Here is a 24,333-nt window from a genome sequence, read left to right on the forward strand (position 1 = left end):
CCCGGCGCGCGGGTACGGTGGCGCCATGTCGACCCAGCCGACCGGCGCCACCGTGACCACCGCGCAGGACGAGGTCACGCGCCTCTGCCAGGACCTGCTCCGCATCGACACGTCGAACTACGGCGACGGCAGCGGCCCGGGCGAGCGGGTCGCCGCCGAGTACGTCGCCGCCGCGCTGGCCGAGGTCGGCCTCGAGCCCGAGCTGTTCGAGTCGGCGCCCGGGCGGGCGAACGTGGTGGTGCGGCTCGAGGGCAGCGACGCCTCGCGTCCCGCCCTGGTGCTGCACGGCCACACCGACGTCGTGCCCGCCGCGGCCGACGACTGGTCCGTCGACCCGTTCGGCGGCGAGGAGCGCGACGGGCTCCTGTGGGGCCGCGGCGCCGTCGACATGAAGGACATGGACGCGATGATCCTCGCGGTCGTGCGCCAGATGGTGCGCGAGGGCCGTCGCCCGGCGCGCGACGTCGTCGTCGCCTTCTTCGCGGACGAGGAGGCGGGCGGGCGCTACGGCGCGAGCTACGCCGTCGACCACCGGCCGGAGCTGTTCGAGGGCGCGACCGAGGCGATCAGCGAGGTCGGCGGGTTCTCGGTGGAGGTCGGGGGGCGGCGCGCGTACCTGCTCCAGACGGCGGAGAAGGGGATCGGCTGGCTGCGCCTGGTCGCCGACGGGCGCGCGGGCCACGGCTCGCAGGTCAACACCGAGAACGCCGTGACGCACCTCGCGGCCGCCGTGGCGCGCATCGGCGCCTACGCCTGGCCCCTGGAGATCACGCCGACCGTCAGGGCGCTGCTCGAGGGCGTCGCGCAGCTCACCGGGCTGCCGCTCGACCTGGAGGACCCGGCCGCCGTCGACCGGCTGGTCCAGGCGCTCGGGCCGGCGTCGCGCTTCGTCGGCGCGACCGTGCGCAACACCGCCAACCCGACCCAGCTCGACGCCGGCTACAAGGCCAACGTCATCCCGGGGTCGGCGTCGGCCGTGCTCGACACGCGCTTCCTGCCCGGGCACGAGGACGCCGCCCGGGCGACGCTGGCCGAGCTCGCGGGTCCGGGTGTGCGGATCGAGGACATCCACCGCGACATCGCGCTCGAGTTCCCCTTCGAGGGCGACCTGGTCGACGCGATGGTCGCCGCGCTGCACGCCGAGGACCCGGGCGCCGCGGTGCTGCCCTACACGCTCTCCGGCGGCACGGACAACAAGTCGCTCGCCCGCCTGGGCATCACGGGCTACGGGTTCGCGCCGCTGCGGCTGCCGACGTCGCTCGACTTCTCGGCGATGTTCCACGGCGTCGACGAGCGCGTGCCGGTGGATGCGCTGCGGTTCGGCACGCGGGTCCTGGACCGGCTGCTCGCCACCTGCTGAGGCCGGCCGCGGCGGGCGTCAGAGCGTGCTGCGGACGCGGATGATCTTGCGGCGCAGCCAGACCTTGCGTTCGCCGCCCGCGTACAGGCTCGTGCGGGCCAGCTCCCACCGGCCGTACTCGGCCTCGTCGGTGAGCAGGCGGCGGGCGTCGCCGTTGCTCGTGGAGCGCGGGATGGTCAGGACGCGGTACTCCCACTGACCGCCCTGGTTGCGCCAGCCGTCGCGGACCGACGTCGTGATGGGACTCAACGCACATACCTCCCGGTGGTCGCACCGCCGTTGTCCATTGTGCCTGGTCGAGCGCTACCGTCGACCCCATGACCGACGACCCCCGTGCCGCGCTCGACCGCCTGCTCGCCGCACTCGAGGCCCACTTCCACGCGGTCAGCACCGGCCGCGGGGACGAGGACCCGGCCGTCGACGACGCGTACGACGTCCTCGCTGACGCCTTCGACGCCTACGACACCGCGCTGCTGCGCGTCCACGGCGAGACGCTGCCCTTCTACCTCGGTGACGAGGTCGACGACGCAGACGACGAGGACGACGACGAGGACGACGACGAGGACGACGAGGACGACGACGTCGACGAGGACGACCTCGACGACCTGGAGGACGACCAGCTCGACGGCACGGAGCTCGACGAGCCCGGCCGCTGACCCCGCCCGGCGCGCTCCCCGGAGGCTTCTGCCCGCATCCCGGCCACAAGCCTCCGCGGGATCGGTGCGGACGAGCCGCGGCACCCCGGTCGCCGGGGGCGGGTCGGGGCACCGGAGGGTTGTGCCCGCATACCGGTCACAAGCCTCCGCCGGAGGGTGCGGATGGGGCGCCGCACCGGGGCGCGGCGGCTACGCGCCGCTGAGGTGGGTCAGCGGGCTTCGGGGTAGCCGGTTGCCGGCGCGCTGACCTCGTCCAGGGCCTGAGCGATGGCCTCGGGGAGCGCGGTGTCGGCGTCGAGCGCGGTCCGGAGCTGGGCCGCGGTGCGCGCGCCCACGAGCGCGGACGCCACCCCCGGGCGTGAGAGCACCCAGCCCAGCGCGAGCTCGAGCGGCGTGCGCTCCAGCCCGTCCGCGGCCGTGTGCAGCGCCTCGGTCACCCGGACCGACGACGCCCCGAGGTAGGGCGTGACGAAGCCGGCGAGGTGCGCCGAGGCCGCGCGGGAGTCGGCGGGCACCGTGCGCCGGTACTTGCCGGTCAGCACGCCCCGGCCGAGCGGCGACCAGGCGAGCACGCCCGCGCCGAGCGCCGCGGCGGCGGGCACGACCTCACGCTCGATGCCGCGCTCGAGCAGCGAGTACTCGACCTCGACGGCCGCGAGCGGCGCCGTGGCCTCGAGCAGCGTGCCCAGGCGGGCCGTCTGCCAGCCCGGGTGGTTGGACAGGCCCACGTAGCGGGCGCGGCCCGTGTCGATGACGTGCCGCAGGGCCGCCGCGACCTCGGCGAGCGGGGTCCGCGGGTCCGGCTGCTGCACGAGGAAGAGGTCGACGTGGTCCGTGCCGAGGCGGGCCAGCGACGCGTCGAGGGACGAGAGCAGGGCGCCGCGCGACGCGTCCACGACGGCGCCGCGCGCCGTGCGCCGCACGCCGCCCTTGGTGCACAGCACGACGTCGTCCCGCGCCACGACCCGCCCGAGCAGCGAGCCGATGAGCTCCTCGGCCGCGCCGTCCGCGTACGACGCCGCGGTGTCCACGAGGGTCCCGCCGGCGTCCACGAAGTCGCGCAGCTGCTCCGCGGCCTCCTGCTCGTCCGTGTCCCGCGCCCACGTGAGCGTGCCGAGCCCGAGCGCGGAGACCCGCAGTCCGGTCCTGCCCAGCTGTCGCTCCTCCATGGTCACCACGCTACCGGGCGGCGTCGGGTGGGCCGGGACGTCGTCCCGGCCCCGAGCCCCGGTAACCTTCGCGCCATGACGTGGTGGGAAGCGGTCGTCCTCGGCCTGGTCCAAGGGCTCACCGAGTTCCTCCCGGTCTCCTCCAGCGCGCACCTGCGCATCGTGGGGGAGCTGCTGCCCGGCGGGGGTGACCCGGGCGCGGCGTTCACGGCGATCACGCAGATCGGCACCGAGAGCGCCGTGCTCCTCTACTTCCGCCGCGACATCGCGCGAATCTGCCGCGCGTGGTGGCGCGCGCTGAGCGGGCGCGACGGCGCGGACCTGCGCTCGCGCCTCGGGTCGGCCGACCCGGACGCGCGGATGGCGTGGTGGATCGCCCTGGGCTCGGTGCCGATCGTCGTGCTCGGGCTCGCCTTCGAGGACTCGATCAAGGGACCGTTCCGCAACCTCTACCTCGTCGCCGCGACGCTCGCCATCTTCGCCCTCGCCCTGGGCTGGGCCGACAAGGTCGGCGCCAAGACACGCACGCTCGACCAGCTCACGGGCAAGCACGCGATCCTCTTCGGCTTCGCGCAGGCCATGGCGCTGATCCCGGGCGTCTCGCGCTCGGGCGGCACCATCACCGCCGGGCTCCTCATGGGCTACACCCGGGAGGCCGCCGCGCGGTACTCCTTCCTCCTCGCGATCCCCGCGGTCCTGGGCTCCGGGTTCCAGCAGCTCGTCACGAGCCTCGACGACTTCGGTGACCCGGGCACGCCGGGGCTCGGCGTCACGGCGCTGGCGACGGCGATCGCCTTCGCGGTCGGGTACCTGGTGATCATCGGGTTCCTCAAGCTCGTCTCCACCCGCAGCTACCAGCCCTTCGTGGTCTACCGGATCGCGCTCGCCGCGGTCGTCGTGGTGCTCATCTGGGCCGGTGCGCTGCAGCCGGTGAGCGCCGCGGTCGGCTGAGGACGGCCGGTCGGCGGTCGTCCCACCTCTGGCTTAGGCTGCGTCGGTGCGTACCTGGCCCTCCCCGCATGTCCCCTCGATCCCCGGTAGCGGCGGGGAGGTGACCGTGCTCGACACCGTCACCGGCACGCTGGTGACCGCGGCCACCGGCCCGCGGGCCACGATGTACGTGTGCGGCATCACGCCGTACGACGCGACCCACCTCGGCCACGCCGCCACCTACATCGCCTTCGACCTGCTGCACCGGGCCTGGCTCGACGCCGGCCTCGAGGTCACCTACGCCTCCAACGTCACCGACGTCGACGACCCCCTGCTCGAGCGGGCCACCGCCACGGGGGTCGACTGGCAGAAGCTCGCCGAGGAGCAGACGGCGCTCTTCGCCGAGGACATGACGGCGCTGGGCGTGCTCGCGCCCCACGTCTACCTGGGCGCTGTCGAGACCATCCCGACCGTCGCCACGACGGTGCGGCGGCTGCTGGACCAGGGGCTCGCGTACCGGGTTCCGCTCGAGGAGGGCGCCGGCGGCGACCGGCCCGACCTCGGGGACGTCTACGCGGACATCTCCGCCGACGAGCAGCTCACCGCCGTCGCCGGCCTGGACCACGACGAGACGGTCGCGCTCTTCGCGGAGCGGGGCGGGGACCCCGGGCGGCCCGGCAAGCGCGACCCGCTCGACCCCGCGCTGTGGCGCCGCGTGCGGCCGGGGGAGCCGTCCTGGGACGGCGGCGAGCTCGGCGAGGGACGCCCCGGCTGGCACATCGAGTGCACGGTGATCGCCGAGCAGGCGCTCGGTTCCTCGTTCGACGTGCAGGGCGGCGGCCGCGACCTCGTCTTCCCCCACCACGCCATGAGCACCGCCCACGCGCGAGCGCTCGGCGGGCAGGGCGCGCGCGCCCACGTCCACACGGGGATGGTGGGCCTCGACGGCGAGAAGATGAGCAAGTCGCGCGGCAACCTCGTGCTGGTCTCGGAGCTGCGCCGCCAGGGTGTCGACCCGATGGCCGTGCGCCTCGCCGTGCTGGCGCACCACTACCGCGAGGACTGGCAGTGGGACGACGCCGTGCTGGCGGACGCCCGGACCCGCCTCGAGCGCTGGCGCGCCGCGGTCTCCGGCAACGGCGGTCCCGACCCGGACACCACCGTCGCCGCGATCCGCTCGGCCCTGGCCGCCGACCTCGACGCCCCCGGCGCGCTGCGCGCCGTGGACACGTGGGCCGACGCGGCCCTCAGCGTCGGTGGTGACGTCGAGGGTGCCCCCGGCGTGATCGCGCGCGCGCTCGACGCGCTGCTCGGCGTCCGCCTCTGAGGCGCGGGCGCCCCGGCCTCGGGGCGCCCGGCCGGTGGCTCAGGCGCCGCCCGGACCGCCGTCGCGGCGCCGCAGGTAGCGCTCGAACTCGCGCGCGATCGCCTCACCGGTCGCCTCGGGGAGCTCGGCCGTGTCCTTGGCCTCCTCGAGCTGCGCGACGTACTCGGCGATCTCCGGGTCCTCCGCCGCGAGCTCGTCGACGCCGTTCTGCCACGCCTCGGCGTCCTCCGCGAGGTCGCGCAGCGGCACCGCCTCGCCCAGCAGCCCTTCGAGGCGCACGAGCAGGGCCTGCGTCGCCTTGGGCGAGGGCGGGTGGGCGACGTAGTGCGGCACGGCGCCCCACACCGACAGCGCACGCAGGCCCCGTCGCTGCGCCTCGTGCTGGAGGACGCCCACGATCCCCGTCGGCCCCTCGTAGGTGTTGGCGTCCAGGCCGAGGGTCGCCTGGAGCACCGTGTCGTCCGACGTCGCCGTGACCGGGATGGGCCGCGTGTGCGGCACGTCGGCGAGCAGGGCGCCCAGCGTCACGACGGTCGTCACACCCAGCCGCTCGGCCAGGTCGAGCAGCTCGGTGCTGTAGCGCCGCCACCGCATGGACGGCTCGATGCCGTGGACGAGGACGATGTGGCGGCCGTCGGGCCGCTGCGCGAGGGCGATCGTCGTCGTCGGCCAGGTGATCTCCCGGCGGCCGTCCTCCGTCAGCGCGACGGTCGGCCGGTTGACCTGGAAGTCGTGGTACTCCTCGGGGTCGAGCTCGTCGACCTCCTCCGCACCCCACACGTCGTGCAGGTGCACGAGCGCCTGCGTCGCGGCGGCCCCGGCGTCGTTCCAGCCCTCGAACGCCGCGAGCATCACCGCGCCGCGCAGCGGTCCGCCGGGGGGGAGTGCATCGCTCATGGGGGCAAGCCTAGGCCCGTGGTCCCGGGTGCCGGCGGTCTACTCGACGACGGGGATCTCCGGCCACCAGCCACCGACGGTCGCCACCAGCTCGTTCGCGCCCTCCGGCTGCGTGACCACTGCCACGCGGGCCGGTCGGGCCTGGGCGAACTGCAGGAAGAGGTCCTCGCGCACGGTGCCGTCGGGCATCGTGACGGGGCCGAGCTCGTGCTGGTTCACGACGCCGCTCGAGTAGCCCCGGGGCGGACGGGGCAGCGTCGTCGTCGCCTTGTCCTCCTCGGAGAGCCGGACCCCGTAGTGGGCTTCCACGCGCGCCCACGTCGCGTCGTAGTCCCAGGTGCGCTGCCAGGTCTCGTAGCGGGGCGCGACGTACAGCGCGCAGAGGCCGACGACCACAGCCGTCGCAGCCGCCCACGCCGCGGCGCGGCGCCACGCGCGCTCGATCGCCGCGCGGCCCAGGAGCACGAGCGGGCAGGTCGCCGCGATCAGGAGGACCGCCAGCACGGTGGTCATCCCCGGTACCGCCTCGACGGCGTCGACCCCTGGTTGCACGGCTCCTCCTCGGTGGCAGCCGGACCCTACCCGTCCTCCCGGTGGGAGCCGCGTCGCGTCCGCGCCGCCGCTGCGCGCCGGTACTGTCGGGGGCCCAGCCCGCCGACCAGAGAGTTTCCGTGTCAGTGACGCCTCACCGCACGCCCGACGACCTGCCAGCACGTGACCTGCCCGCCGCGGTCCTGTGGGACATGGACGGCACCCTCGTGGACACCGAGCCTGCCTGGCTCGCCGCGGAGATCGCCCTGGTGGAGGAGTCCGGGGGCACCTGGACCGAGGCGGACTCCCTCCAGATGATCGGCCTGCCGCTCATGTCCGCGGCCGCGGTGCTGCAGCGGCACGGCGTGGACCTCGGAGCCGAGGCGATCGTCGCGCGCCTCCTCGGCGCCGTGGTGGAGTCCGTGGGGCGCGAGCTGCCGTGGCAGCCCGGGGCGCGCGAGCTGCTGGTCGGCCTCGCCGAGGCCGGCGTGCCGTGCGCACTGGTGACCATGTCCTACCGCGCCCTCGCGGACGCGGTGCTCGCGCAGGGTCCAGCGGGCGTGTTCTCGGTCGTCGTCACGGGCGACGAGGTCACGCGCGGCAAGCCGCACCCCGAGCCCTACCTGCGCGCGGCCGAGCTGCTGGGCGTGGACATCACCGCGTGCGTCGCGGTCGAGGACTCGCCGCCCGGGATCGCGTCGGCGCTCGCCTCGGGCGCGCGGACACTGGGCGTCCAGCACATCGCCCCCGTCGAGGCGCGCCCCGGCCTGAGCCGCACCGACTCGCTCGCCCGGTTCACGGTGGCGGACCTGCGCGCCCTCGCGCGCGGCGAGGTCGTCGACCACCTCGCCGAGCCGGCGGCCTGACCCGCGCGGCCCGTCCGCCCGGCCTCAGGCGGTCGGGCGGACGCCGAGCGCGAGCTCGACGGTCTCGGCGCTGACGTCCGGCGGTGTGCCTCCGAACGCCGGGCACAGCGCCTGGTGGCTGCACCAGCCGCACAGCGGGCCCTTCTTGGGCAGCCACCGGCCGCTCTCGGCGGACGTGCGGATGCCGGCCCAGATCGCGCGGATGCGGCGCTCGGTGGTCTCGAGCTCCGCGGCGTCGGGCACGTGCCGCAGCAGCGTGCCGTCGCCGAGGTAGACGAGCTGCAGCATCGCCGGCACCTGGCCGCGCAGGCGGGACAGCACGAGCGCGTAGAAGCGCATCTGGAACAGCGCGCCGCCCTCGTACCCCTGGCGCGGCGAGCGCCCCGTCTTGTAGTCGACCACCCGGATGGCGCCGTTCGGCGCCACGTCGATCCGGTCGATGATGCCGCGCAGCTCGAAGCCGTCGTCGAGGTCCGTCGAGACCCGCAGCTCGCGCTCCGCCGGCTGCAGCCGGTTCGGGTCCTCCAGCGTGAAGTAGCGGTCGAGCAGCGCGCCGGCCTCGGCGAACCAGGCCGTCGTGTCGGCCGCGTCGGGCAGGACCTCGGCGCACTCCGGCGCGTCCGCGACCATCCGGTCCCACTCTCCGGGGACGAGCGCCTTCGCGGCCTCGACGGTCCGGCGCCCGGCGGGGGCGTCGAAGAGCCGCTCGAGGACCGCGTGCACGAGCGTGCCGCGCACCGCCGCCGCGCTCGGCGGCTCGGGCAGGCGGTCGACGACCCGGAACCGGAAGAGCAGGGGGCACTGCATGAAGTCGTTCGCCCGCGACGGCGACAGGCCCGGCCGGCGCACGGGCGGGGCGGCGTCGGCGGGGAGGGTCGGGGCGGTTCCGGTCGGCACGCGTGCAGGGTACGTCGCGGCACCGACACCTCCGGCACAGCCTCGCGGGACAGCGCTTAGGGTCGGGACGTGGACGGCACCCGGACGGCGGCGCGACCGCGCACGTGGGTCGCCGGCCGGATCGCGGGCGCGCCCCTGGAGGTCAGCCCCGGGAGCCTGGTCACCCTCGCCGTCCTCGTGCTGGCGCTCTGGCGCGTGCTGGACGCCGGCGCCGGGCCCGGGGGGCCGGTCCTGCTCGCCGCGCTGCTCGCGGCCGCCCTCGTCGGCGCGTCGGTCGTCGCGCACGAGCTCGCGCACGCCGTGGTCGCGCGGCGGTACGGCCTGGCCGTGGAGCGCGTGGTGGTCACGGCGTGGGGCGCGCGCGTCTCGTTCGACGCGCAGCGCCTCGACGCGCGCACGACGGCGGTCGTCGCCGCGGCCGGTCCGCTCACCAGCCTGCTCCTCGCGCTGCCGGGCCTGCTCGCGCTCACGGGCGCCGTCGACGGGCTCGCCGGGGCGGCGCTCCTCGCGGTCGCGGCGGTCAACGCCGCCACCGGCGCGCTCAACCTGCTGCCCGCGCTGCCGTTCGACGGCGGCAAGATCCTGGCCGCGGGGCTGTGGGCGGCGACCGGCGACCGCGAGCGCGGCACGGTCGTCGCCGCCCACGCCGGCAGGGTCCTGGCCGTCCTGGTGGTGGTCGCGGTCGCGCTGCGGGGGCTCGCGAGCGGCGCCGCGCCCGAGCCGTTCACCGTGGTCCTCACCGTGCTCGCGGCGGCGTTCCTGTGGGCCGGCGCGGGCGCCGCCCTGCGGTCGGCCCGGTCCGCGGCCGCCGTCGCGCGCCTCGACCTGCGGCGGCTGCTCGTGCCCGCCGTCGCGCTGCCCGCGCAGGACACCGTGGCCGACGCCGCGGCCCTCGCGACCGGCGGGTCGGGCGTCGTGGTGCTCGATGCCCACGGGCGCGTGGCCGGCTGGGCGGACCCGGCCGCGCTCGCGGCCGTGCCCGCGGCGGCGTGGTCCACGACGTCGCTGGCCGCCGTGCTGCGACCGCTCGGCCCGGCCGCCGTCGTGCGGGCCGACGTCGGCGGCGCGGACGCCGTGCGCGCCGTGGCGGCCGGGGCGAGCGTCTCCCCGGTGCTGGTCGTGGTGGACGCGGCGGGGGAGGTGCTCGGGCTGCTGCGGGCGCAGGACGTCGTCGCCGCCCTGCGGCCCGGCCCGCGCCAGGGCCGAGCCGGACGGCCCGACGCCGCCGCCTAGACTCGTCCACCGTGACGTCACCCGAACCGGCCGCCAGCCCCACCCCCGACGCGAGCGGGCCGACCGTGGCCGACACGCCCGACGTGCCCCGCGGTGCCGTCGCCCGGCCGACCGGCGCGGACGTCCGCCGGGGCCCGTTCCGCGTGGGTGACCGCGTCCAGCTGACCGACCCGCGCGGGCGCCTGCACACCATCACCCTGGCGCCCGACGCGACGTTCCACACGCACAAGGGCTACTTCCGGCACGACGAGCTCATCGGCGCGCCCGAGGGGTCGGTGGTCACGTCGACCGGCGGCATCGAGTACCTCGCCCTGCGCCCGCTGCTCTCGGACTACGTCCTGTCGATGCCGCGCGGCGCCGCCGTCGTCTACCCCAAGGACGCGGGCCAGATCGTCGCGATGGCGGACATCTACCCCGGCGCGACCGTCGTCGAGGCCGGCGTGGGATCCGGCGCCCTGACGATGTCGCTGCTGCGGGCCGTGACCGACGGCGGCCGCCTGGTCTCCATCGAGCGCCGCGAGGACTTCGCGGCGATCGCGCGGGCCAACGTCGAGGGCTTCTTCGGTGCACCGCACCCGGCGTGGACGCTCGAGGTCGGGGACCTCAGCGACGTGCTGCCGCAGGTCGCGCCCGCGGGGACGGTCGACCGCGTCGTGCTCGACATGCTCGCCCCCTGGGAGAACCTCGTGGCGGTCGCCGACGCGCTCGCGCCCGGCGGGGTGCTCGTGGCGTACGTCGCGACCACCACCCAGCTGTCGCGCCTCGCGGAGGACCTGCGCGACGACGGCCGGTTCACCGAGCCGCAGGCGTGGGAGTCGATGGTGCGCGGCTGGCACCTCGAGGGCCTGGCGGTCCGCCCCGAGCACCGCATGGTGGGCCACACCGGCTTCCTGCTCACGACGCGGCGGATGGCCGACGGCATCGCGGCGCCCGTCCGGCGCCGTCGGCCCTCGAAGGGGTACTCGGCGCAGGAGGAGGAGTGGACGCCCGAGGACCTGGGCGAGCGCGCGATCTCCGACAAGAAGGTCCGCCGCGTGCGCCGCGACCTCGGGGCGGCACCCGAGCAGTGAGACGGGCGTGTTCGCCCTGAGCGACACCTGCCGGACGCACCTGCCCCCGCGCGCCCGGGCCGCCTAGGGTCGGAGACGACCGGCGAGCCGGAACCAGGCGGAGGCCACCATGACCGACGGACCCGACCGCGCACCCACGCGGCCCAGCGACCCCGCCGACGCGCGCCAGCTGGCGCTGCTCGCGGCCAAGAACGAGCGGCTCGCGGACGCCCTGCGCCAGTCGCGCGACCGCATCGTGGAGCTCCAGCAGCAGCTCGAGGACCTCGGCAAGCCGCCCGCCACGTTCGCCACGTTCCTCGAGGCGCGCGACGACGGGTCGGTCGAGATCATCTCGTCGGGCCGCAAGATGCAGGTCCAGGCGGCGGCGACCGTCGACCTGGGCGCCCTGCGCCCCGGCCAGGAGGTCAAGCTCAACGAGGCGCTCACGGTCGTCGAGGCCGGGCGCTACGAGGCCGTCGGCGAGATCGTCACGGTCAAGGAGCTGCTCGGTGCGGACCGGGCGCTCGTCGTCGGCCGCTCGGACGAGGAGCGCGTCGTGCGCCTCGCCGGGCCGCTCCTGGCCGGGAACGTGCGGGTCGGCGACGCCCTGACGGTCGAGACCCGGACGGGCTTCGTCTTCGAGCGGATCCCGCGGTCGGAGGTCGAGGAGCTCGTCCTGGAGGAGGTCCCGGACATCGACTACGCGGACATCGGCGGCCTCGGGCCCCAGATCGAGCAGATCCGCGACGCCGTCGAGCTCCCGTTCCTGCACCCCGAGCTCTTCCGCGAGCACGGGCTGCGGCCCCCCAAGGGCGTCCTCCTGTACGGACCTCCCGGGTGCGGCAAGACGCTCATCGCCAAGGCCGTCGCGGCCTCCCTGGCCCAGACGCGCGGTCGTGCCCTGCCCGGCGGCGAGCCGGCCACGAGCTACTTCCTCAACGTCAAGGGCCCCGAGCTGCTCAACAAGTACGTGGGGGAGACGGAGCGGCACATCCGGCTGATCTTCGCCCGCGCGCGGGAGAAGGCCTCGCAGGGCAACCCGGTGGTCGTGTTCTTCGACGAGATGGAGTCGCTGTTCCGCACGCGCGGCACCGGCATCTCGAGCGACGTCGAGACCACGATCGTGCCGCAGCTGCTGAGCGAGATCGACGGCGTCGAGCGCCTGGACAACGTCATCGTCATCGGCGCCTCGAACCGCGAGGACATGATCGACCCGGCGATCCTGCGGCCCGGCCGCCTCGACGTGAAGATCAAGATCGAGCGGCCCGACGCCGAGGCGGCGCGCGAGATCTTCGCGAAGTACCTCACGCCGGACCTGCCGCTGCACGCCGACGACGTCGCCGAGCACGGCGGGGACGCGGCAGCGGCGGTGGACGCGATGATCCAGTCCGTCGTCGAGCGGATGTACGCGGAGACCCCGGAGAACCAGTTCCTCGAGGTCACCTACGCGTCGGGGGACAAGGAGGTCCTGTTCTTCAAGGACTTCAGCTCCGGGGCGATGATCCAGAACGTCGTCGACCGCGCGAAGAAGTCCGCGATCAAGGACCTCCTCGCGAGCGGGCAGCGGGGCATCCGCGTGGAGCACCTGCTGGCGGCGTGCGTCGACGAGTTCAAGGAGAACGAGGACCTGCCGAACACCACCAACCCGGACGACTGGGCCCGCATCTCCGGCAAGAAGGGCGAGCGCATCGTCTTCATCCGCACGATCGTCCAGGGCAAGACCGGCAAGGAGAGCGGCCGGACGATCGAGACCCTCACGCCCACCGGCCAGTACCTCTGAGCCGGCACCTCTGAGCCGGCCCCGCGCCCCGGGCCGCCCCGATAGCCTGACGGGCGTGACCGTGCGCCGGGTGATGGGGATCGAGACCGAGTACGGCATCGTGCAGCCGGGCCGGCCGCAGGCCAACCCGATGCTGCTGTCCAGCCACGTCGTGGCGGCGTACGCGGCGTCCGTCGGGCACGGGCCACGGGCCCGGTGGGACTACGCCGACGAGGACCCCCTGGCCGACGCGCGCGGGTTCCGGCTCGAGCGCTCCGCGGCGGACCCGTCGCTGCTGACCGACGACCCGCAGCGGCCGGCGCCCCCAGGGCCGAGGGCGGACGGCGGGCTCGACGCCGACGCGGTGGACCGTCCCACGGTCGAGGAGTACGAGGACCCCGGCGCCGCGACGACGATCCTGACCAACGGCGCGCGCCTCTACGTCGACCACGCGCACCCCGAGTACTCCTCGCCCGAGGTCACCACCCCGCTCGACGCGGTGCGCTGGGACAAGGCGGGGGAGCAGGTCGCGCTGCGCGCGGTGCGGCTGCTCATCGCCAACCCGGCGATGCCCGACGTCGTGCTGTACAAGAACAACGTCGACGGCAAGGGCGCGTCCTACGGCACGCACGAGAACTACCTCGTCGACCGCGCCGTGCCGTTCGAGGACCTCGTCGCGCTCCTGACGCCCTTCCTCGTGACCCGCCAGGTGCACGCGGGTGCCGGGCGCGTGGGCCTGGGCCAGGCCGGCCAGGGCGCGGGGTTCCAGCTCTCCCAGCGGGCCGACTACATCGAGGCCGAGGTGGGCCTGGAGACCACGCTGCGCCGCCCCATCGTCAACACGCGCGACGAGCCGCACGCCGACCGGACGCGCTGGCGCCGGCTGCACCTCATCCTCGGCGACGCGACCCTGCTGGAGGTGGCCACCTACCTGCGGCTCGGCACGACGTCGCTCGTGCTGTGGCTCGCCGAGCACGCGGGCGAGCACGGCGCGCTGGTCGAGCGCCTCCTCGGCCTGCGCCTGGCCGACCCCGTGCGCGCCGTGCGCGAGGTGAGCCGGGACCTGACGCTGCGGCGGCCGCTCGACCTGGCCGACGGGCGCCGGATGACCGCGCTCGAGATCCAGGGCGAGTACCTCGCCGCGCTGCGCGAGGCGGTGGGCCCGGACCTCGACCCGGCCACGGCCGACGTCCTGGCGCGCTGGGCCTCGGTGCTCGAGCGCCTGGGCCAGGACCCCATGACGTGCGCCCGCGAGGTCGAGTGGGTGGCCAAGCTCCGGCTGCTGGAGGCGATGCGCTCGCGCGACCGGCTCGCGTGGGACAACCCGCGCCTCGCGGCGATGGACATCCAGTGGTCCGACGTGCGGCCCGAGCGCGGCCTGTACCACCGCCTGCTCGCGTCGGGCGCGGTCGAGCGCCTCGTCACCGACGACGACGTCGCGCGGGCCGTCACCGAGCCGCCGGCGGACACGCGCGCGTACTTCCGCGGCACGGTCGTGCGGCGCTTCGGCGCGCAGGTCCGGGCCGCCTCGTGGGACTCGGTGGTGCTCGACGTCCCGACGCTGCCGAGCCTGCGCCGGATCCCGCTGCTCGACCCGTGGCGGGGCACGGCCGCCCACGTGGGCGAGCTGCTCGACACCTGCGCGGACGCCGCGGAGCTCGTCGACCGCCTCGGCGGCCGCTGACCGCCCGAGGGACGTGCCCGCGCGGCCGCTGCCGAACACGCACGCACCGCCCCGCCCGCGGCGCACCGTGGGCACCTAGGATCGAAGCAGCGCGGTGACCCGCGCGGACCGCACCACCACGCAGCCAGGCACCGGGAGGTCACCATGGCCGGTCAGGACCAGCGACGCCACGAGCGCCACGACGAGGATCCGGCCGATGCCCCGGAGCCGGTCGCGGCCCCCGCCGCCCAGACGCGCGACACCGAGGTCGACGCGCTCCTCGAGGAGATCGACGAGGTGCTGGAGTCGAACGCCGAGTCCTTCGTGCGCGGGTTCGTGCAGAAGGGCGGTCAGTGAGCCTCGATGACCCATGACCTCGACGGCCGTCTCCCGCGGTCCTTCACCACGCCCGGCACGTCCTCCTTCCTCGACTTCCTCGCGGCGCACGACCCCTCGCTGCTGCCGACCGGCCGCACGCTCCCGCCCGGCGAGGCGCCGTCCGCGCCCCACGGCACGACGATCGTCGCGCTGACCTTCGACGGCGGCGTGGTCATGGCGGGGGACCGCCGCGCCACCGCGGGGTCCATGATCGCGAGCCGGCAGATCGAGAAGGTCTTCCCCGCCGACGAGTTCTCCGCCATCGGCATCGCCGGCACCGCGGGCCTCGCGCTCGAGCTGGTCCGGCTCTTCCAGCTCGAGCTCGAGCACTACGAGAAGATCGAGGGCGCGCTGCTCTCGCTGGACGGCAAGGCGAACCGGCTGGCCACGATGGTGCGGGGCAGCCTGGGTCTGGCGATGCAGGGCCTGGCCGTCGTGCCGCTCTTCGGCGGCTACGACCTGCAGCGGGAGGTCGGGCGGATCTTCTCCTACGACGTCACGGGCGGGCGCTACGAGGAGACGGAGTTCCACGCGGTGGGCTCGGGCTCGACGTTCGCGCGCGGCTCGCTGAAGAAGCTGTGGTCGCCCGGCATGAGCGCCGGGGACGCCGTGCGGACCGCGGTGAACGCGCTCGTGGACGCGGCCGACGACGACTCCGCGACCGGTGGTCCGGACGCGACCCGTCGCATCTGGCCCGTCGTCGCCGTCGTCACGGCGTCGGGCTACCTGCGGGTCGACGATGCCGCGCTGGCCGACGTCGTCACCGAGATCGAGGGCGTGCGTCGCGCGCGCGGGGGAGACGTCCGATGAGCATGCCGTTCTACGTCTCGCCCGAGCAGCTGATGCGCGACCGCGCGGACTACGCGCGCAAGGGCATCGCGCGGGGCCGCTCCGTCGTCGTGCTCCAGTACGACGACGGGATCGCGTTCGCGACCGAGAACCCGTCCCGTGCCCTGCACAAGATCTCCGAGATCTACGACCGCATCGCGTTCGCCGCGGTGGGCAAGTACAACGAGTTCGAGAACCTGCGCGTCGCCGGCGTCCGCTACGCCGACCTGCGCGGCTACTCCTACGACCGCACGGACGTCAACGCGCGCGGCCTGGCCAACGCGTACGCGCAGACGCTGGGCACGGTGTTCACCACCGAGTCCAAGCCGCTCGAGGTGGAGCTGTGCGTGGCCGAGGTCGGGGTCACCGCCGACGAGGACCAGATCTACCGCCTCAGCTACGACGGGTCCGTCGCGGACGAGCACGGGTACGTCGTCATGGGCGGCCAGGCCGAGCAGCTCGGCCACGTGCTGGCGGCCGGGTGGCGCCCCGCGCTGGACCTGGCGGCCGTCGTGCAGCTCGCGGTCCAGGTGCTCGGGACGGTGCCCGAGGGGGAGCCCCGCACGCTGGAGGCGCAGCAGCTCGAGGTCGCGGTGCTCGACCGCACGCGTGCCCGGCGCGCCTTCCGGCGCCTGCCGGCGCCGCTGCTCGCGGGCCTGCTGGCACGCGAGCGGCCGGGCCCGGACCCGATGGACCCTGAGGCCGACCGGCCGGCGCCGGGCCCGGACGGGCCGGCCTGACATGGACCGGCGGATCTTCGGCCTGGAGACCGAGTACGGCGTCACGTGCGCGGTGGACCAGGGCCGAGGGCTGTCGGCGGACGAGGTCGCGCGGTACCTCTTCCGCAAGGTCGTGGCGTGGGGGCGCTCGTCCAACGTCTTCCTGCGCAACGGCTCGCGCCTGTACCTCGACGTCGGCTCGCACCCGGAGTACGCGACGGCGGAGTGCGACGACGTCCGCCAGCTCGTCGCGCACGACCGGGGTGGTGAGCGGATCCTCGAAGGGCTGGTCGCCGACGCGCAGCAGCGGCTCGTCCACGAGGGCGTGCCGGGCACCATCCACCTGTTCAAGAACAACACCGACTCGGCCGGCAACTCCTACGGGTGCCACGAGAACTACCTCGTGCGCCGCCAGGGCGACTTCGGCCGCCTGGCGGACGTGCTCGTGCCGTTCCTCATCACGCGCCAGGTCCTCACGGGGGCGGGCAAGGTGCTGCCGACCGCGCGCGGCGCGCAGTACACGCTCTCCCAGCGCGCGGACCACATCTGGGAGTCGGTCTCGAGCGCGACGACGCGGTCGCGCCCGATCATCAACACGCGCGACGAGCCGCACGCCGACGCGGAGGCCTACCGCCGCCTGCACGTCATCGTCGGCGACTCCTCGATGGCCGAGCCGACCACGCTGCTCAAGGTCGCCGCGACCGACCTCGTCCTGCGGCTGGTCGAGGCAGGCCTGCCGATGCGCGAGATCGCGCTCGAGAACCCCATGCGCGCGATCCGTGAGATCAGTCACGACGTGACGGGCACCAAGCCGGTCCAGCTCGCCAACGGCCGCACGGCCTCGGCCGTGGAGATCCAGGAGGAGTTCCTCGCGCGCGTGCAGGACCACGTGGCCGACGGCGTCGAGCTCACGCCGGTGATCAAGCAGACCCTCGAGCTGTGGGAGCGCGGGCTGCACGCGCTGCGCTCGGGGGACCTGTCCCTGGTCGACCGCGAGCTCGACTGGGTCATCAAGCTGCGGCTCATCGAGCGCTACCAGGCCAAGCACGGGCTCAGCCTCGACGACCCGCGCATCGCGCGCCTCGACCTCGCGTACCACGACATCTCTCGCACGCACGGCCTGTACAACCTCCTGGCGGCGCGGGGTCTGGTCGAGCGCGTCGTGACCGACCTGGACGTCTTCGAGGCGACGGCCGTGCCGCCCCAGACGACCCGCGCCAAGCTCCGCGGCGACTTCGTGCGCCGCGCGCAGGAGGCCCGCCGCGACTACACGGTGGACTGGGTCCACCTCAAGCTCAACGACCAGGCGCAGCGCACCGTGCTGTGCAAGGACCCGTTCCGCAGCGTCGACGAGCGGGTGGACCGGCTGCTCGAGTCCCTCTGAGCGACGGGTCGCGGGCGGCCAGAGGTCCCACGACCAGGCAGGAGGTCCCATGATCCGGTGTGCGGACGACCGCATGCTGGAGGGGTGATCCTCGTCGACTCCCTCACCTACGACCGCAGCACCACCGTCCTCACCGCCCGCTTCCGTGCGCCGAGCGCGCCCCGCTGGGCCACCTACGAGTACCGCGGCGTCTCGCCGGAGCTCTACGAGAAGATCCGGGCCGCCGGCCCGCAGCGTGCCCTGACGATCACCCGGGAGGTCGCGCCCGACCACGAGTGGCGCCGCGTGGGGTCCGACTCCTGGTGCGTACCCGGCGTCCCCTCCCAGCCCGGGCCCGACGCCGTCCTGGACGCGGTGACGCGTTACTCGCGGGGCGCCGGCTGAGCCCTCGTGCGGCGGCCGGTCGTCCCGGCCGCGGCCGTTACAGTGGTCCGCCGTGGGCGAGCGCCCGCGGACCTGGGAGGAGCGCTGTGCGTCGACGTCTGCTGGCCGGTGCGGTCGCGACCGCCGTCGCGGTCGCCGCGCTCGCCGGGTGCGGCCCGGACGAGGTGCCGGCACCGCAGGTCACGGTCACGGGTGAGTCGGGCGCGGTGCCCGACCTCGCCTACGAGATGCCGCTGTCCGTGACCGAGCCGGTCGTCGAGGTCGTCTGGGAGGGCACCGGGCCCGAGGTCGTCGACGGCCAGCCCGTGCTCGTCGACTACTACGCGGAGGCCGGCAGCGACGGCACGGTCGTCGGGGAGACCTTCAGCGGCGAGCCCAAGGCCTTCGCGCTGACGGCCGAGGCGCTGGGCGTGGACATCTACGAGGCGCTCCGGGGCCAGCACGTCGGGACCCGGGTGCTGCACGTCGTGCCGCCGGAGGACGGTCAGTCGAGCGCGACGGTGGCGGTCTTCGACCTGCTGCCCACGCGTGCCTCGGGCGACCCGGTCGAGCCGCGGGAGGGCCTGCCCACGGTGACCCTCGGTGAGCACGGCGAGCCGACGATCACGGTGCCCGCGGCCGACCCGCCGCTCGAGCTCGTGGTGCAGCCGCTCGTGCGGGGGCACGGGCCGCAGGTCGAGCCGGGCCAGGTCATCACGGTCCAGTACACGGGCGTGCGGTGGTCGACGGGCGAGGTGTTCGACTCGAGCTGGGGTCCCGGCGAGCTGCCGGCGTCCTTCCCCATCGGTGTCGGCTCCGTCGTCGAGGGCTGGGACGAGGCCCTGGTCGAGCAGACCGTCGGCAGCCAGGTCCTCATCGTGGTGCCGCCGGCGCTCGGGTACGGCGGCTCGGACCACGAGCTCGCCGAGGAGACGCTGGTCTTCGTCGTCGACATCCTCGCCGCCCGCGGCGGCCCGACAGGAAGCTGACCATGGCTCCCGCCGTGCGCGTCATCCCGTGCCTCGACGTCGACGCCGGCCGCGTCGTCAAGGGCGTCAACTTCGCCGACCTGCGTGACGCGGGCGACCCCGTCGAGCTGGCCCGGCGCTACGACGCCGAGGGCGCGGACGAGATCACCTTCCTCGACGTGTCGGCGTCGTCCGGCGACCGCGAGACGACGTACGACGTCGTCCGGCGCACCGCGTCCGAGGTCTTCGTCCCGCTGACCGTCGGCGGCGGCGTCCGCTCGACCGACGACGTCGACCGGCTGCTGCGTGCGGGCGCCGACAAGGTCGGGGTCAACACGGCGGCGATCGCACGCCCGGAGCTGATCTCCGAGATCGCCGGCCGGTTCGGGAGCCAGGTGCTCGTGCTGTCGGTCGACGCGCGGCGGGTGGTCGACGGTCCGCCGACGCCGTCCGGCTACGAGGTCACCACGCACGGCGGGCGGCGGGGCACCGGCATCGACGCCGTCGAGTGGGCCGTCCGCGCGGTCGAGCTGGGCGCCGGGGAGGTGCTCCTCAACTCGATGGACGCGGACGGCACCGTCGCGGGCTTCGACCTGGAGATGTTCGCCGACGTGCGCTCGAAGGTCGCCGTGCCGCTCATCGCCAGCGGGGGCGCCGGGACGCCGGAGCACTTCGTGGCCGCCGCGCGGGCGGGCGCCGACGCGCTGCTCGCCGCGAGCGTGTTCCACTTCGGCGCGCTGACGATCGGTCAGGTCAAGGACGAGCTGCGCCGGGCGGGCGTCGCGGTCCGCTGAGCACGCCCGCTCAGGGCCGGGCGGCCGCGCCGCTCACGGCCGCCACGGCGTCCGGGTCGCCCGTCAGCTCGACGTCGGCCGCGGAGCGCCGGCCGAAGGCGTGCAGGACGACGTCGTCCAGGGCGCCGCGGATCGTGACGTCGCCGCGGGGCGTGGTCCTGGCGACGCGTGCGTCGCCCTGCGGCGTCGAGAGCACGACGCCGACGCCTGCCCGCCCGTACGCGAGCCGGGCCATGAGGCGCAGCTGGCGCCAGAGGGCCTCCGCGTGCGCGTCGGTGCGCGCGCGGGGCGGCGTGGCCCGCCCGGTGGTGCCGCGGCGGACGTCCTCGGTGTGCACGAAGAGCTCGAGCAGGTTGACCGGGTCGCCGGCGAGCCGCATCGGGTGGTGCCGGGGCGGGCCGCCGGCGACGCGGTCGACCAGCGCCGCGTAGTTCGCGGGCGACGAGGACCGGTCGCCGAGCGCGCGGATCGCGGCCTCGGCACGCTCGGCCAGCGGGGGCACCACGGCGCCGGCGGCGACGAGCGACGACTCGCGTAGCGCGACGTGCGCCGCGAGGTGCTCGGTCAGCCAGCCCTCGCAGAGGGTCGGCTGCCGCGGACCCGCCTCGCGGAGGGCGTCGACCAGGGCGGAACGTTCGACGGTGTGCCAGGGCATGGCCGATGGTCGCATGCCTAGGATGGGCCCACCCCCTGACGACTGCCGGGAAGGACTGTGCCCCCGTGGGCTCGAATCGATTCACGCCCGGTGGTCCGCCTGCCGGACCCGGCACCCGCACGCGTCGTGCCGCCCTCACGGGCGGCCCCGTGCGGCGGTCGCTGCAGCTCATCGGGCGCGGCCTGGCGAGCCAGCCGCGCACGTACGTGCTCGCGATCGTCACGTCAGCGGTGTTCGGCGCGGCGATGGTGGGCGTCAGCGAGGCGCTCGGGACGGTGACGGACCGTGTCGTCGTGCCCGCGCTCGAGGGCGACGACGCGGCGCGCGGGCAGATCTGGCTCGCCGGGCTCGTGCTCGTCGGCGTCGCGCTCGGGCTCGCGACGGCCGTCGCCGGGCGGCGGATCTTCGCCGGCATCGGCTACGCCGACATCCAGGCGGAGCACCGCCGTGCCGTCACCCGGCAGTACCTGCGCCTGCCGATGTCCTGGCACCGCGCGCACCCCACGGGCCAGCTGCTGTCGAACGCGAGCTCCGACGTCGAGGCGGCGACCGGCGTGTTCAACCCGCTGCCCTTCGCGCTCGGCGTCGTCGTGATGATCGGCGTCGCGGCCGTCGCCCTGCTGAGCACCGATGTGTGGCTCGCCCTGACCGCGCTCGGCATCCTCCCGCTGGCCGTCGTGGCGAACGTGGTCTTCCAGCGGCGCATGTCGCCGGCCGCGACGCGCGCGCAGCAGCTGCGGGCCGAGGTTGCCGACGTCGCGCACGAGAGCTTCGAGGCGGCGCTGCTGGTCAAGTCCCTCGGCACCGAGGACCGTGAGGAGCGTCGGTTCGCGCAGCGCACCGACGAGCTGCGGCGGGCCAACGTGCGCGTGGGCCGGATCCGGGCCGTCTTCGACCCGGTGATCGAGCTGCTCCCGAGCCTCGGGACGCTCCTGGTGCTGCTCGTGGGGACCTACCGCGTCGCCGCCGGCGCGGTCGGCACGGGAGACGTCGTCTCGGCGGCCTACCTGCTGACCATCATGGCCGTCCCCGTGCGCGCGTTCGGCTGGGTGCTGGGGGAGCTGCCGCGCGGCCTGGTCGGCTACGACCGCATCGCCCGCGTCCTGGACGCGCCGGGCGCGCTGTCGGTGGGCACGACGCCGCTCGAGCCGGTCGCCCGGGGCGCGGCCGTCCGCCTGCGCGGGGTCGGCGTGCGCGTCAGCGGGGACAGCGCCACGCAGCCGCTGCTGCACGACGTGGACCTGGACCTCCCACCCGGGCGCACCGTCGCGCTCGTGGGCGTGACGGGCGCGGGCAAGACCACGCTCGTGTCGCTGCTCGCGCGGCTGCGGGACCCGGACGAGGGCACGGTCGAGCTCGACGGCGTGGACCTGCGCGACGTCGCACCGGACGACCTCGCGCGCCAGGTGGCGCTCGTGCCGCAGCACGCGTTCGTGTTCGAGGACAGCGTCCGGTCGAACGTCACGCTGGCCGACGACGGGGACCCGGGCGCCCCCGGAGACGACGCGGTCTGGGAGGCGCTGCGCCTCGCGCGCGTCGACGGCGTCGTCCGTGCGCTGCCCGGCGGGCTCGACGCGCCGCTCGGCGAGCGCGGCGCGAACCTCTCGGGCGGGCAGCGTCAGCGCCTGGTCATCGCCCGCGCGCTGGTCCGGCGCCCGCGGCTCCTGGTCCTCGACGACGCGACCTCGGCGGTGGACCCGCGCGTCGAGCAGGAGATCCTCACGGGCCTGCGGCGCTCCGCGGAGGCCGGTGCCGGCGCCGGGCCGACCGTGCTCATGGTCGCCTACCGGATGTCGTCGGTGCTGCTCGCCGACGAGGTCGTCCACCTCGAGGGCGGCCGCATCGCCGACCGCGGCACGCACGAGGAGCTGCTCGCGCGCGACCCGGGCTACCGGGAGCTGGCGACCGCGTACCTGCAGGAGTCGGAGCGCCGCACCGCGGCCCGGGCGGCGGCGCCCGGTGACGAGGACGCGGTCGAGGGCCCCGACGAGGACGCGGTCGAGGGCCGCCGCGTCACGGGCCGGAGGAGCGGGCGATGAGCACGACGACGGCGCCGGACGGGCGCGGGCGCGCCGGGGTGCGCCTCGCGCGCACGAGCAGCCTCGGGCCGATGGCCACGCTGCGCCGCGGCCTGGAGATCTCGCCCCAGATCGTGCAGGGCCTGTGGCTCACGGTGCTGCTGGCGGTGGCGGCGGCTGCCGGTCGCATCGTCGTACCCGTCACGGTGCAGCAGACGATGGACACCGCGATCCTCGCCCCGGGCGGCCCGGAGACCGGTCGCGTGGTGGAGCTCGTCGGGCTGGCCGCCCTCGCCCTCGTCCTGGCGGGGGTCTGCTCGGCGCTCGTGAACGTCCGGCTCTTCCGCAGCAGCGAGGCCGGCCTGGCGACGCTGCGCGTGCGGGCCTTCCGCCACGTGCACGACCTGTCGGCCCTCACGCAGGGGACCGAGCGCCGCGGCAGCCTCGTCTCCCGCGTGACCTCCGACGTCGACACGATCTCGCTGTTCGTGCAGTGGGGCGGGATCCAGCTCCTCGTGTCCGTGCTGCAGATCCTCGTGGCGACGGCGCTCATGCTCGTCTACTCCTGGCAGCTGACGATCGTCGTGTGGCTGTGCTTCGTGCCGCTCTTCCTCGTGCTGCGCCCCGCCCAGAAGCGCGTGAGCGCCGCGTACGGGCTCGTGCGCGAGCGCATGGGCGCCATGCTCGGCGCGATCTCCGAGGCGGTCGTGGGCGCCGAGACGATCCGCGCCTACGGCGTGGCCCCGCGGACGCAGCGGCGCATCGACGCGGCGGTGAGCCGGACGCGCGAGGCGATGGTCCGCGCGCAGGTGCGGGTCGCGCTCGTGTTCTCGAGCGGCTCGTTCGTCGCCAACGCCGTGCTCGCGGCCGTCGTCGTCGTGGGCACCTTCCTCGGCGTCGCGGGCGAGATCACCGTCGGGCGGCTGCTCGCCTTCCTCTTCCTCGTCCAGCTCTTCACGGGCCCGGTCCAGATGGCGACCGAGATCCTCAACGAGCTCCAGAACGCGCTGGCGGGCTGGCGGCGCGTCCTCGGCGTCATCGACACCGAGGTCGAGGTCGCCGACCCGGCCGACGGTGGCCGCACGACGCCGCGCGGGGCCGCCGGCGTGGAGCTGCGCGGCGTCTCGTTCGCCTACCCGGACGGCCCGCCCGTGCTGCGCGACGTGGACCTGGTCCTGCCCGCGACGGCGAAGGTCGCCGTGGTCGGCGCAACCGGGTCGGGCAAGACGACCCTCGCGAAGCTGGTCACGCGCCTGGTGGACCCGGCGCAGGGCGCCGTCCTGCTCGACGGCGTCGACCTGCGCGAGCTCCCGCTCGACCACCTGCGCCGGCGCGTGGTGCTCGTGCCGCAGGAGGGGTTCCTGTTCGAGGGGACGGTGGCCGACAACGTCGCCTACGGCGCGCGCGAGGACGACCTCCCGGACCGCGAGGCCGCCGTCACGCGCGCGTTCGAGGACCTCGGCCTGGCGGACTGGCTCGCCGACCTCCCGGACGGCCTGCACACCGACGTCGGCCAGCGCGGCGAGCGCATGTCGGCGGGGGAGCGCCAGCTCGTCGCCCTCGCCCGCGCCCACCTCGCGGCGGCGGACTTCCTCGTGCTGGACGAGGCGACCTCGGCCGTCGACCCGGCGACCGAGGTGCGGATCGCGCGCGCGCTCGACCAGCTCACGGCCGGGCGCAGCACGCTGACGATCGCCCACCGGCTCTCCACCGCGGAGGCGGCCGACCTGGTCGTGGTGGTCGAGGCGGGACGGGTGGTCCAGGTCGGCCCCCACGAGGAGCTGGTCCGGCAGGACGGCCCCTACGCCGCGATGCACGCGGCCTGGCTCGCGCAGACGCGCTGACCCGTCCGGACGCGACGACGCGGTGCCCCGCGCCCGTGGCAGGAT

24 protein-coding genes are annotated in these 24,333 nt (G+C 75.2%); 18 read left to right on the top strand and 6 right to left on the bottom strand.

All coding sequences use genetic code 11. The annotated features are described in order from the left end of the window. Positions 1-25 precede the first annotated feature (25 nt). A complete protein-coding gene (locus H2O74_RS07155) occupies positions 26-1,360 on the top strand; it encodes a M20/M25/M40 family metallo-hydrolase (RefSeq protein WP_182113749.1) in 1,335 nt (444 codons plus the stop codon). An 18-nt stretch (positions 1,361-1,378) separates the two neighbouring features. Here H2O74_RS07155 and H2O74_RS07160 read toward each other — a convergent pair whose 3' ends face one another. Beyond that, a complete protein-coding gene (locus tag H2O74_RS07160) occupies positions 1,379-1,609 on the bottom strand; it encodes a DUF5703 family protein (RefSeq protein ID WP_220458031.1) in 231 nt (76 codons plus the stop codon). 68 nt (positions 1,610-1,677) lie between these two features. On the opposite strand from H2O74_RS07160, the gene H2O74_RS07165 reads away from it, so the two are divergent. Next, positions 1,678-2,016: a primosomal protein gene (locus H2O74_RS07165; protein WP_182113750.1), complete on the top strand. Its 339-nt coding sequence runs from the start codon at positions 1,678-1,680 to the stop codon at positions 2,014-2,016. Between the two features lie 209 nt (positions 2,017-2,225). Here the strand turns inward: H2O74_RS07165 and H2O74_RS07170 are convergent, their stop codons facing one another. Then, the gene (locus H2O74_RS07170; RefSeq protein ID WP_182113751.1) at positions 2,226-3,185 is read right to left on the bottom strand and encodes an aldo/keto reductase; all 960 of its coding nucleotides are present in this window, start codon (positions 3,183-3,185) and stop codon (positions 2,226-2,228) included. A gap of 75 nt (positions 3,186-3,260) precedes the next feature. Between H2O74_RS07170 and H2O74_RS07175 the strand changes: the two genes are divergently transcribed. Together H2O74_RS07175 and mshC are read left to right on the top strand one after the other, a co-directional pair. Continuing rightward, positions 3,261-4,136, top strand: a complete 876-nt coding sequence (locus tag H2O74_RS07175; RefSeq protein ID WP_182113752.1) for an undecaprenyl-diphosphate phosphatase — start codon at positions 3,261-3,263, stop codon at positions 4,134-4,136. A 46-nt stretch (positions 4,137-4,182) separates the two neighbouring features. Next, positions 4,183-5,442 (top strand): cysteine--1-D-myo-inosityl 2-amino-2-deoxy-alpha-D-glucopyranoside ligase, encoded by a 1,260-nt coding sequence (gene mshC / locus H2O74_RS07180; RefSeq protein WP_182113753.1) that lies wholly within the window; start codon positions 4,183-4,185, stop codon positions 5,440-5,442. A 39-nt stretch (positions 5,443-5,481) separates the two neighbouring features. Here the strand turns inward: mshC and H2O74_RS07185 are convergent, their stop codons facing one another. Next, the gene (locus tag H2O74_RS07185) at positions 5,482-6,339 is read right to left on the bottom strand and encodes a PAC2 family protein (protein ID WP_182113754.1); all 858 of its coding nucleotides are present in this window, start codon (positions 6,337-6,339) and stop codon (positions 5,482-5,484) included. 39 nt (positions 6,340-6,378) lie between these two features. After that, entirely contained in the window at positions 6,379-6,891 is a 513-nt protein-coding gene (locus H2O74_RS07190) for a hypothetical protein (protein ID WP_182113755.1), read from the bottom strand. Positions 6,892-7,010: 119 nt separating this feature from the next. On the opposite strand from H2O74_RS07190, the gene H2O74_RS07195 reads away from it, so the two are divergent. Next, positions 7,011-7,736 (top strand): HAD family phosphatase, encoded by a 726-nt coding sequence (locus H2O74_RS07195; RefSeq protein ID WP_255491848.1) that lies wholly within the window; start codon positions 7,011-7,013, stop codon positions 7,734-7,736. Between the two features lie 24 nt (positions 7,737-7,760). Here the strand turns inward: H2O74_RS07195 and H2O74_RS07200 are convergent, their stop codons facing one another. Continuing rightward, positions 7,761-8,633, bottom strand: coding sequence for a PD-(D/E)XK nuclease family protein (locus tag H2O74_RS07200; RefSeq protein ID WP_255491849.1), 873 nt, complete (start codon positions 8,631-8,633; stop codon positions 7,761-7,763). Between the two features lie 69 nt (positions 8,634-8,702). On the opposite strand from H2O74_RS07200, the gene H2O74_RS07205 reads away from it, so the two are divergent. From H2O74_RS07205 to hisF, 11 genes are all read left to right on the top strand, one after another. Beyond that, positions 8,703-9,866, top strand: coding sequence for a site-2 protease family protein (locus tag H2O74_RS07205; protein WP_182113756.1), 1,164 nt, complete (start codon positions 8,703-8,705; stop codon positions 9,864-9,866). A 65-nt stretch (positions 9,867-9,931) separates the two neighbouring features. Continuing rightward, entirely contained in the window at positions 9,932-10,936 is a 1,005-nt protein-coding gene (locus tag H2O74_RS07210) for a tRNA (adenine-N1)-methyltransferase (protein ID WP_182114135.1), read from the top strand. 109 nt (positions 10,937-11,045) lie between these two features. Then, on the top strand, positions 11,046-12,695 hold the full coding sequence (gene arc, locus H2O74_RS07215; protein WP_182113757.1) for a proteasome ATPase: 1,650 nt from the start codon (positions 11,046-11,048) through the stop codon (positions 12,693-12,695). Positions 12,696-12,768: 73 nt separating this feature from the next. After that, a complete protein-coding gene (gene dop, locus H2O74_RS07220) occupies positions 12,769-14,358 on the top strand; it encodes a depupylase/deamidase Dop (protein ID WP_223148107.1) in 1,590 nt (529 codons plus the stop codon). Positions 14,359-14,502: 144 nt separating this feature from the next. After that, positions 14,503-14,694, top strand: a complete 192-nt coding sequence (locus H2O74_RS07225) for a ubiquitin-like protein Pup (RefSeq protein ID WP_182113758.1) — start codon at positions 14,503-14,505, stop codon at positions 14,692-14,694. A gap of 6 nt (positions 14,695-14,700) precedes the next feature. Beyond that, complete coding sequence (gene prcB, locus H2O74_RS07230) at positions 14,701-15,525, top strand: proteasome subunit beta (RefSeq protein ID WP_182113759.1); 825 nt, start codon at positions 14,701-14,703, stop codon at positions 15,523-15,525. After that, the gene (prcA, locus tag H2O74_RS07235; protein ID WP_182113760.1) at positions 15,522-16,283 is read left to right on the top strand and encodes a proteasome subunit alpha; all 762 of its coding nucleotides are present in this window, start codon (positions 15,522-15,524) and stop codon (positions 16,281-16,283) included. The genes prcB and prcA overlap by 4 nt, the downstream gene beginning before the upstream one ends. Position 16,284: 1 nt before the next feature. Next, positions 16,285-17,646, top strand: coding sequence for a Pup--protein ligase (gene pafA / locus H2O74_RS07240; RefSeq protein WP_182113761.1), 1,362 nt, complete (start codon positions 16,285-16,287; stop codon positions 17,644-17,646). Positions 17,647-17,730: 84 nt separating this feature from the next. Beyond that, positions 17,731-18,030, top strand: a complete 300-nt coding sequence (locus H2O74_RS07245; protein WP_182113762.1) for a hypothetical protein — start codon at positions 17,731-17,733, stop codon at positions 18,028-18,030. A gap of 86 nt (positions 18,031-18,116) precedes the next feature. Beyond that, positions 18,117-18,998, top strand: coding sequence for an FKBP-type peptidyl-prolyl cis-trans isomerase (locus H2O74_RS07250; protein WP_255491850.1), 882 nt, complete (start codon positions 18,117-18,119; stop codon positions 18,996-18,998). A 2-nt stretch (positions 18,999-19,000) separates the two neighbouring features. Next, entirely contained in the window at positions 19,001-19,771 is a 771-nt protein-coding gene (hisF, locus tag H2O74_RS07255) for an imidazole glycerol phosphate synthase subunit HisF (RefSeq protein WP_182113763.1), read from the top strand. Between the two features lie 10 nt (positions 19,772-19,781). Here the strand turns inward: hisF and H2O74_RS07260 are convergent, their stop codons facing one another. Continuing rightward, the gene (locus tag H2O74_RS07260; RefSeq protein WP_182113764.1) at positions 19,782-20,426 is read right to left on the bottom strand and encodes a TIGR03085 family metal-binding protein; all 645 of its coding nucleotides are present in this window, start codon (positions 20,424-20,426) and stop codon (positions 19,782-19,784) included. Positions 20,427-20,575: 149 nt separating this feature from the next. On the opposite strand from H2O74_RS07260, the gene H2O74_RS07265 reads away from it, so the two are divergent. Together H2O74_RS07265 and H2O74_RS07270 are read left to right on the top strand one after the other, a co-directional pair. Next, positions 20,576-22,465, top strand: a complete 1,890-nt coding sequence (locus H2O74_RS07265) for an ABC transporter ATP-binding protein (protein WP_255491884.1) — start codon at positions 20,576-20,578, stop codon at positions 22,463-22,465. After that, positions 22,462-24,288, top strand: coding sequence for an ABC transporter ATP-binding protein (locus H2O74_RS07270; protein WP_182113766.1), 1,827 nt, complete (start codon positions 22,462-22,464; stop codon positions 24,286-24,288). The genes H2O74_RS07265 and H2O74_RS07270 overlap by 4 nt, the downstream gene beginning before the upstream one ends. Positions 24,289-24,333 lie beyond the last annotated feature (45 nt).

Source organism: Actinotalea sp. JY-7876 (assembly GCF_014042015.1).
Taxonomy (GTDB): Bacteria; Actinomycetota; Actinomycetes; order Actinomycetales; family Cellulomonadaceae; genus Actinotalea.

Bases quoted from the DNA above. Each gene is read 5' to 3' on its own strand.
- H2O74_RS07155 (WP_182113749.1), top strand. From the start codon at position 26: ATGTCGACCCAGCCGACCGGCGCCACCGTGACCACCGCGCAGGACGAG.
- H2O74_RS07165 (WP_182113750.1), top strand. From the start codon at position 1,678: ATGACCGACGACCCCCGTGCCGCGCTCGACCGCCTGCTCGCCGCACTC.
- H2O74_RS07170 (WP_182113751.1), bottom strand. From the start codon at position 3,185: ATGGAGGAGCGACAGCTGGGCAGGACCGGACTGCGGGTCTCCGCGCTC.
- H2O74_RS07175 (WP_182113752.1), top strand. From the start codon at position 3,261: ATGACGTGGTGGGAAGCGGTCGTCCTCGGCCTGGTCCAAGGGCTCACC.
- H2O74_RS07185 (WP_182113754.1), bottom strand. From the start codon at position 6,339: ATGAGCGATGCACTCCCCCCCGGCGGACCGCTGCGCGGCGCGGTGATG.
- arc (WP_182113757.1), top strand. From the start codon at position 11,046: ATGACCGACGGACCCGACCGCGCACCCACGCGGCCCAGCGACCCCGCC.
- dop (WP_223148107.1), top strand. From the start codon at position 12,769: ATGGGGATCGAGACCGAGTACGGCATCGTGCAGCCGGGCCGGCCGCAG.
- H2O74_RS07225 (WP_182113758.1), top strand. From the start codon at position 14,503: ATGGCCGGTCAGGACCAGCGACGCCACGAGCGCCACGACGAGGATCCG.
- prcB (WP_182113759.1), top strand. From the start codon at position 14,701: ATGACCCATGACCTCGACGGCCGTCTCCCGCGGTCCTTCACCACGCCC.
- prcA (WP_182113760.1), top strand. From the start codon at position 15,522: ATGAGCATGCCGTTCTACGTCTCGCCCGAGCAGCTGATGCGCGACCGC.
- pafA (WP_182113761.1), top strand. From the start codon at position 16,285: ATGGACCGGCGGATCTTCGGCCTGGAGACCGAGTACGGCGTCACGTGC.
- hisF (WP_182113763.1), top strand. From the start codon at position 19,001: ATGGCTCCCGCCGTGCGCGTCATCCCGTGCCTCGACGTCGACGCCGGC.
- H2O74_RS07260 (WP_182113764.1), bottom strand. From the start codon at position 20,426: ATGCCCTGGCACACCGTCGAACGTTCCGCCCTGGTCGACGCCCTCCGC.
- H2O74_RS07270 (WP_182113766.1), top strand. From the start codon at position 22,462: ATGAGCACGACGACGGCGCCGGACGGGCGCGGGCGCGCCGGGGTGCGC.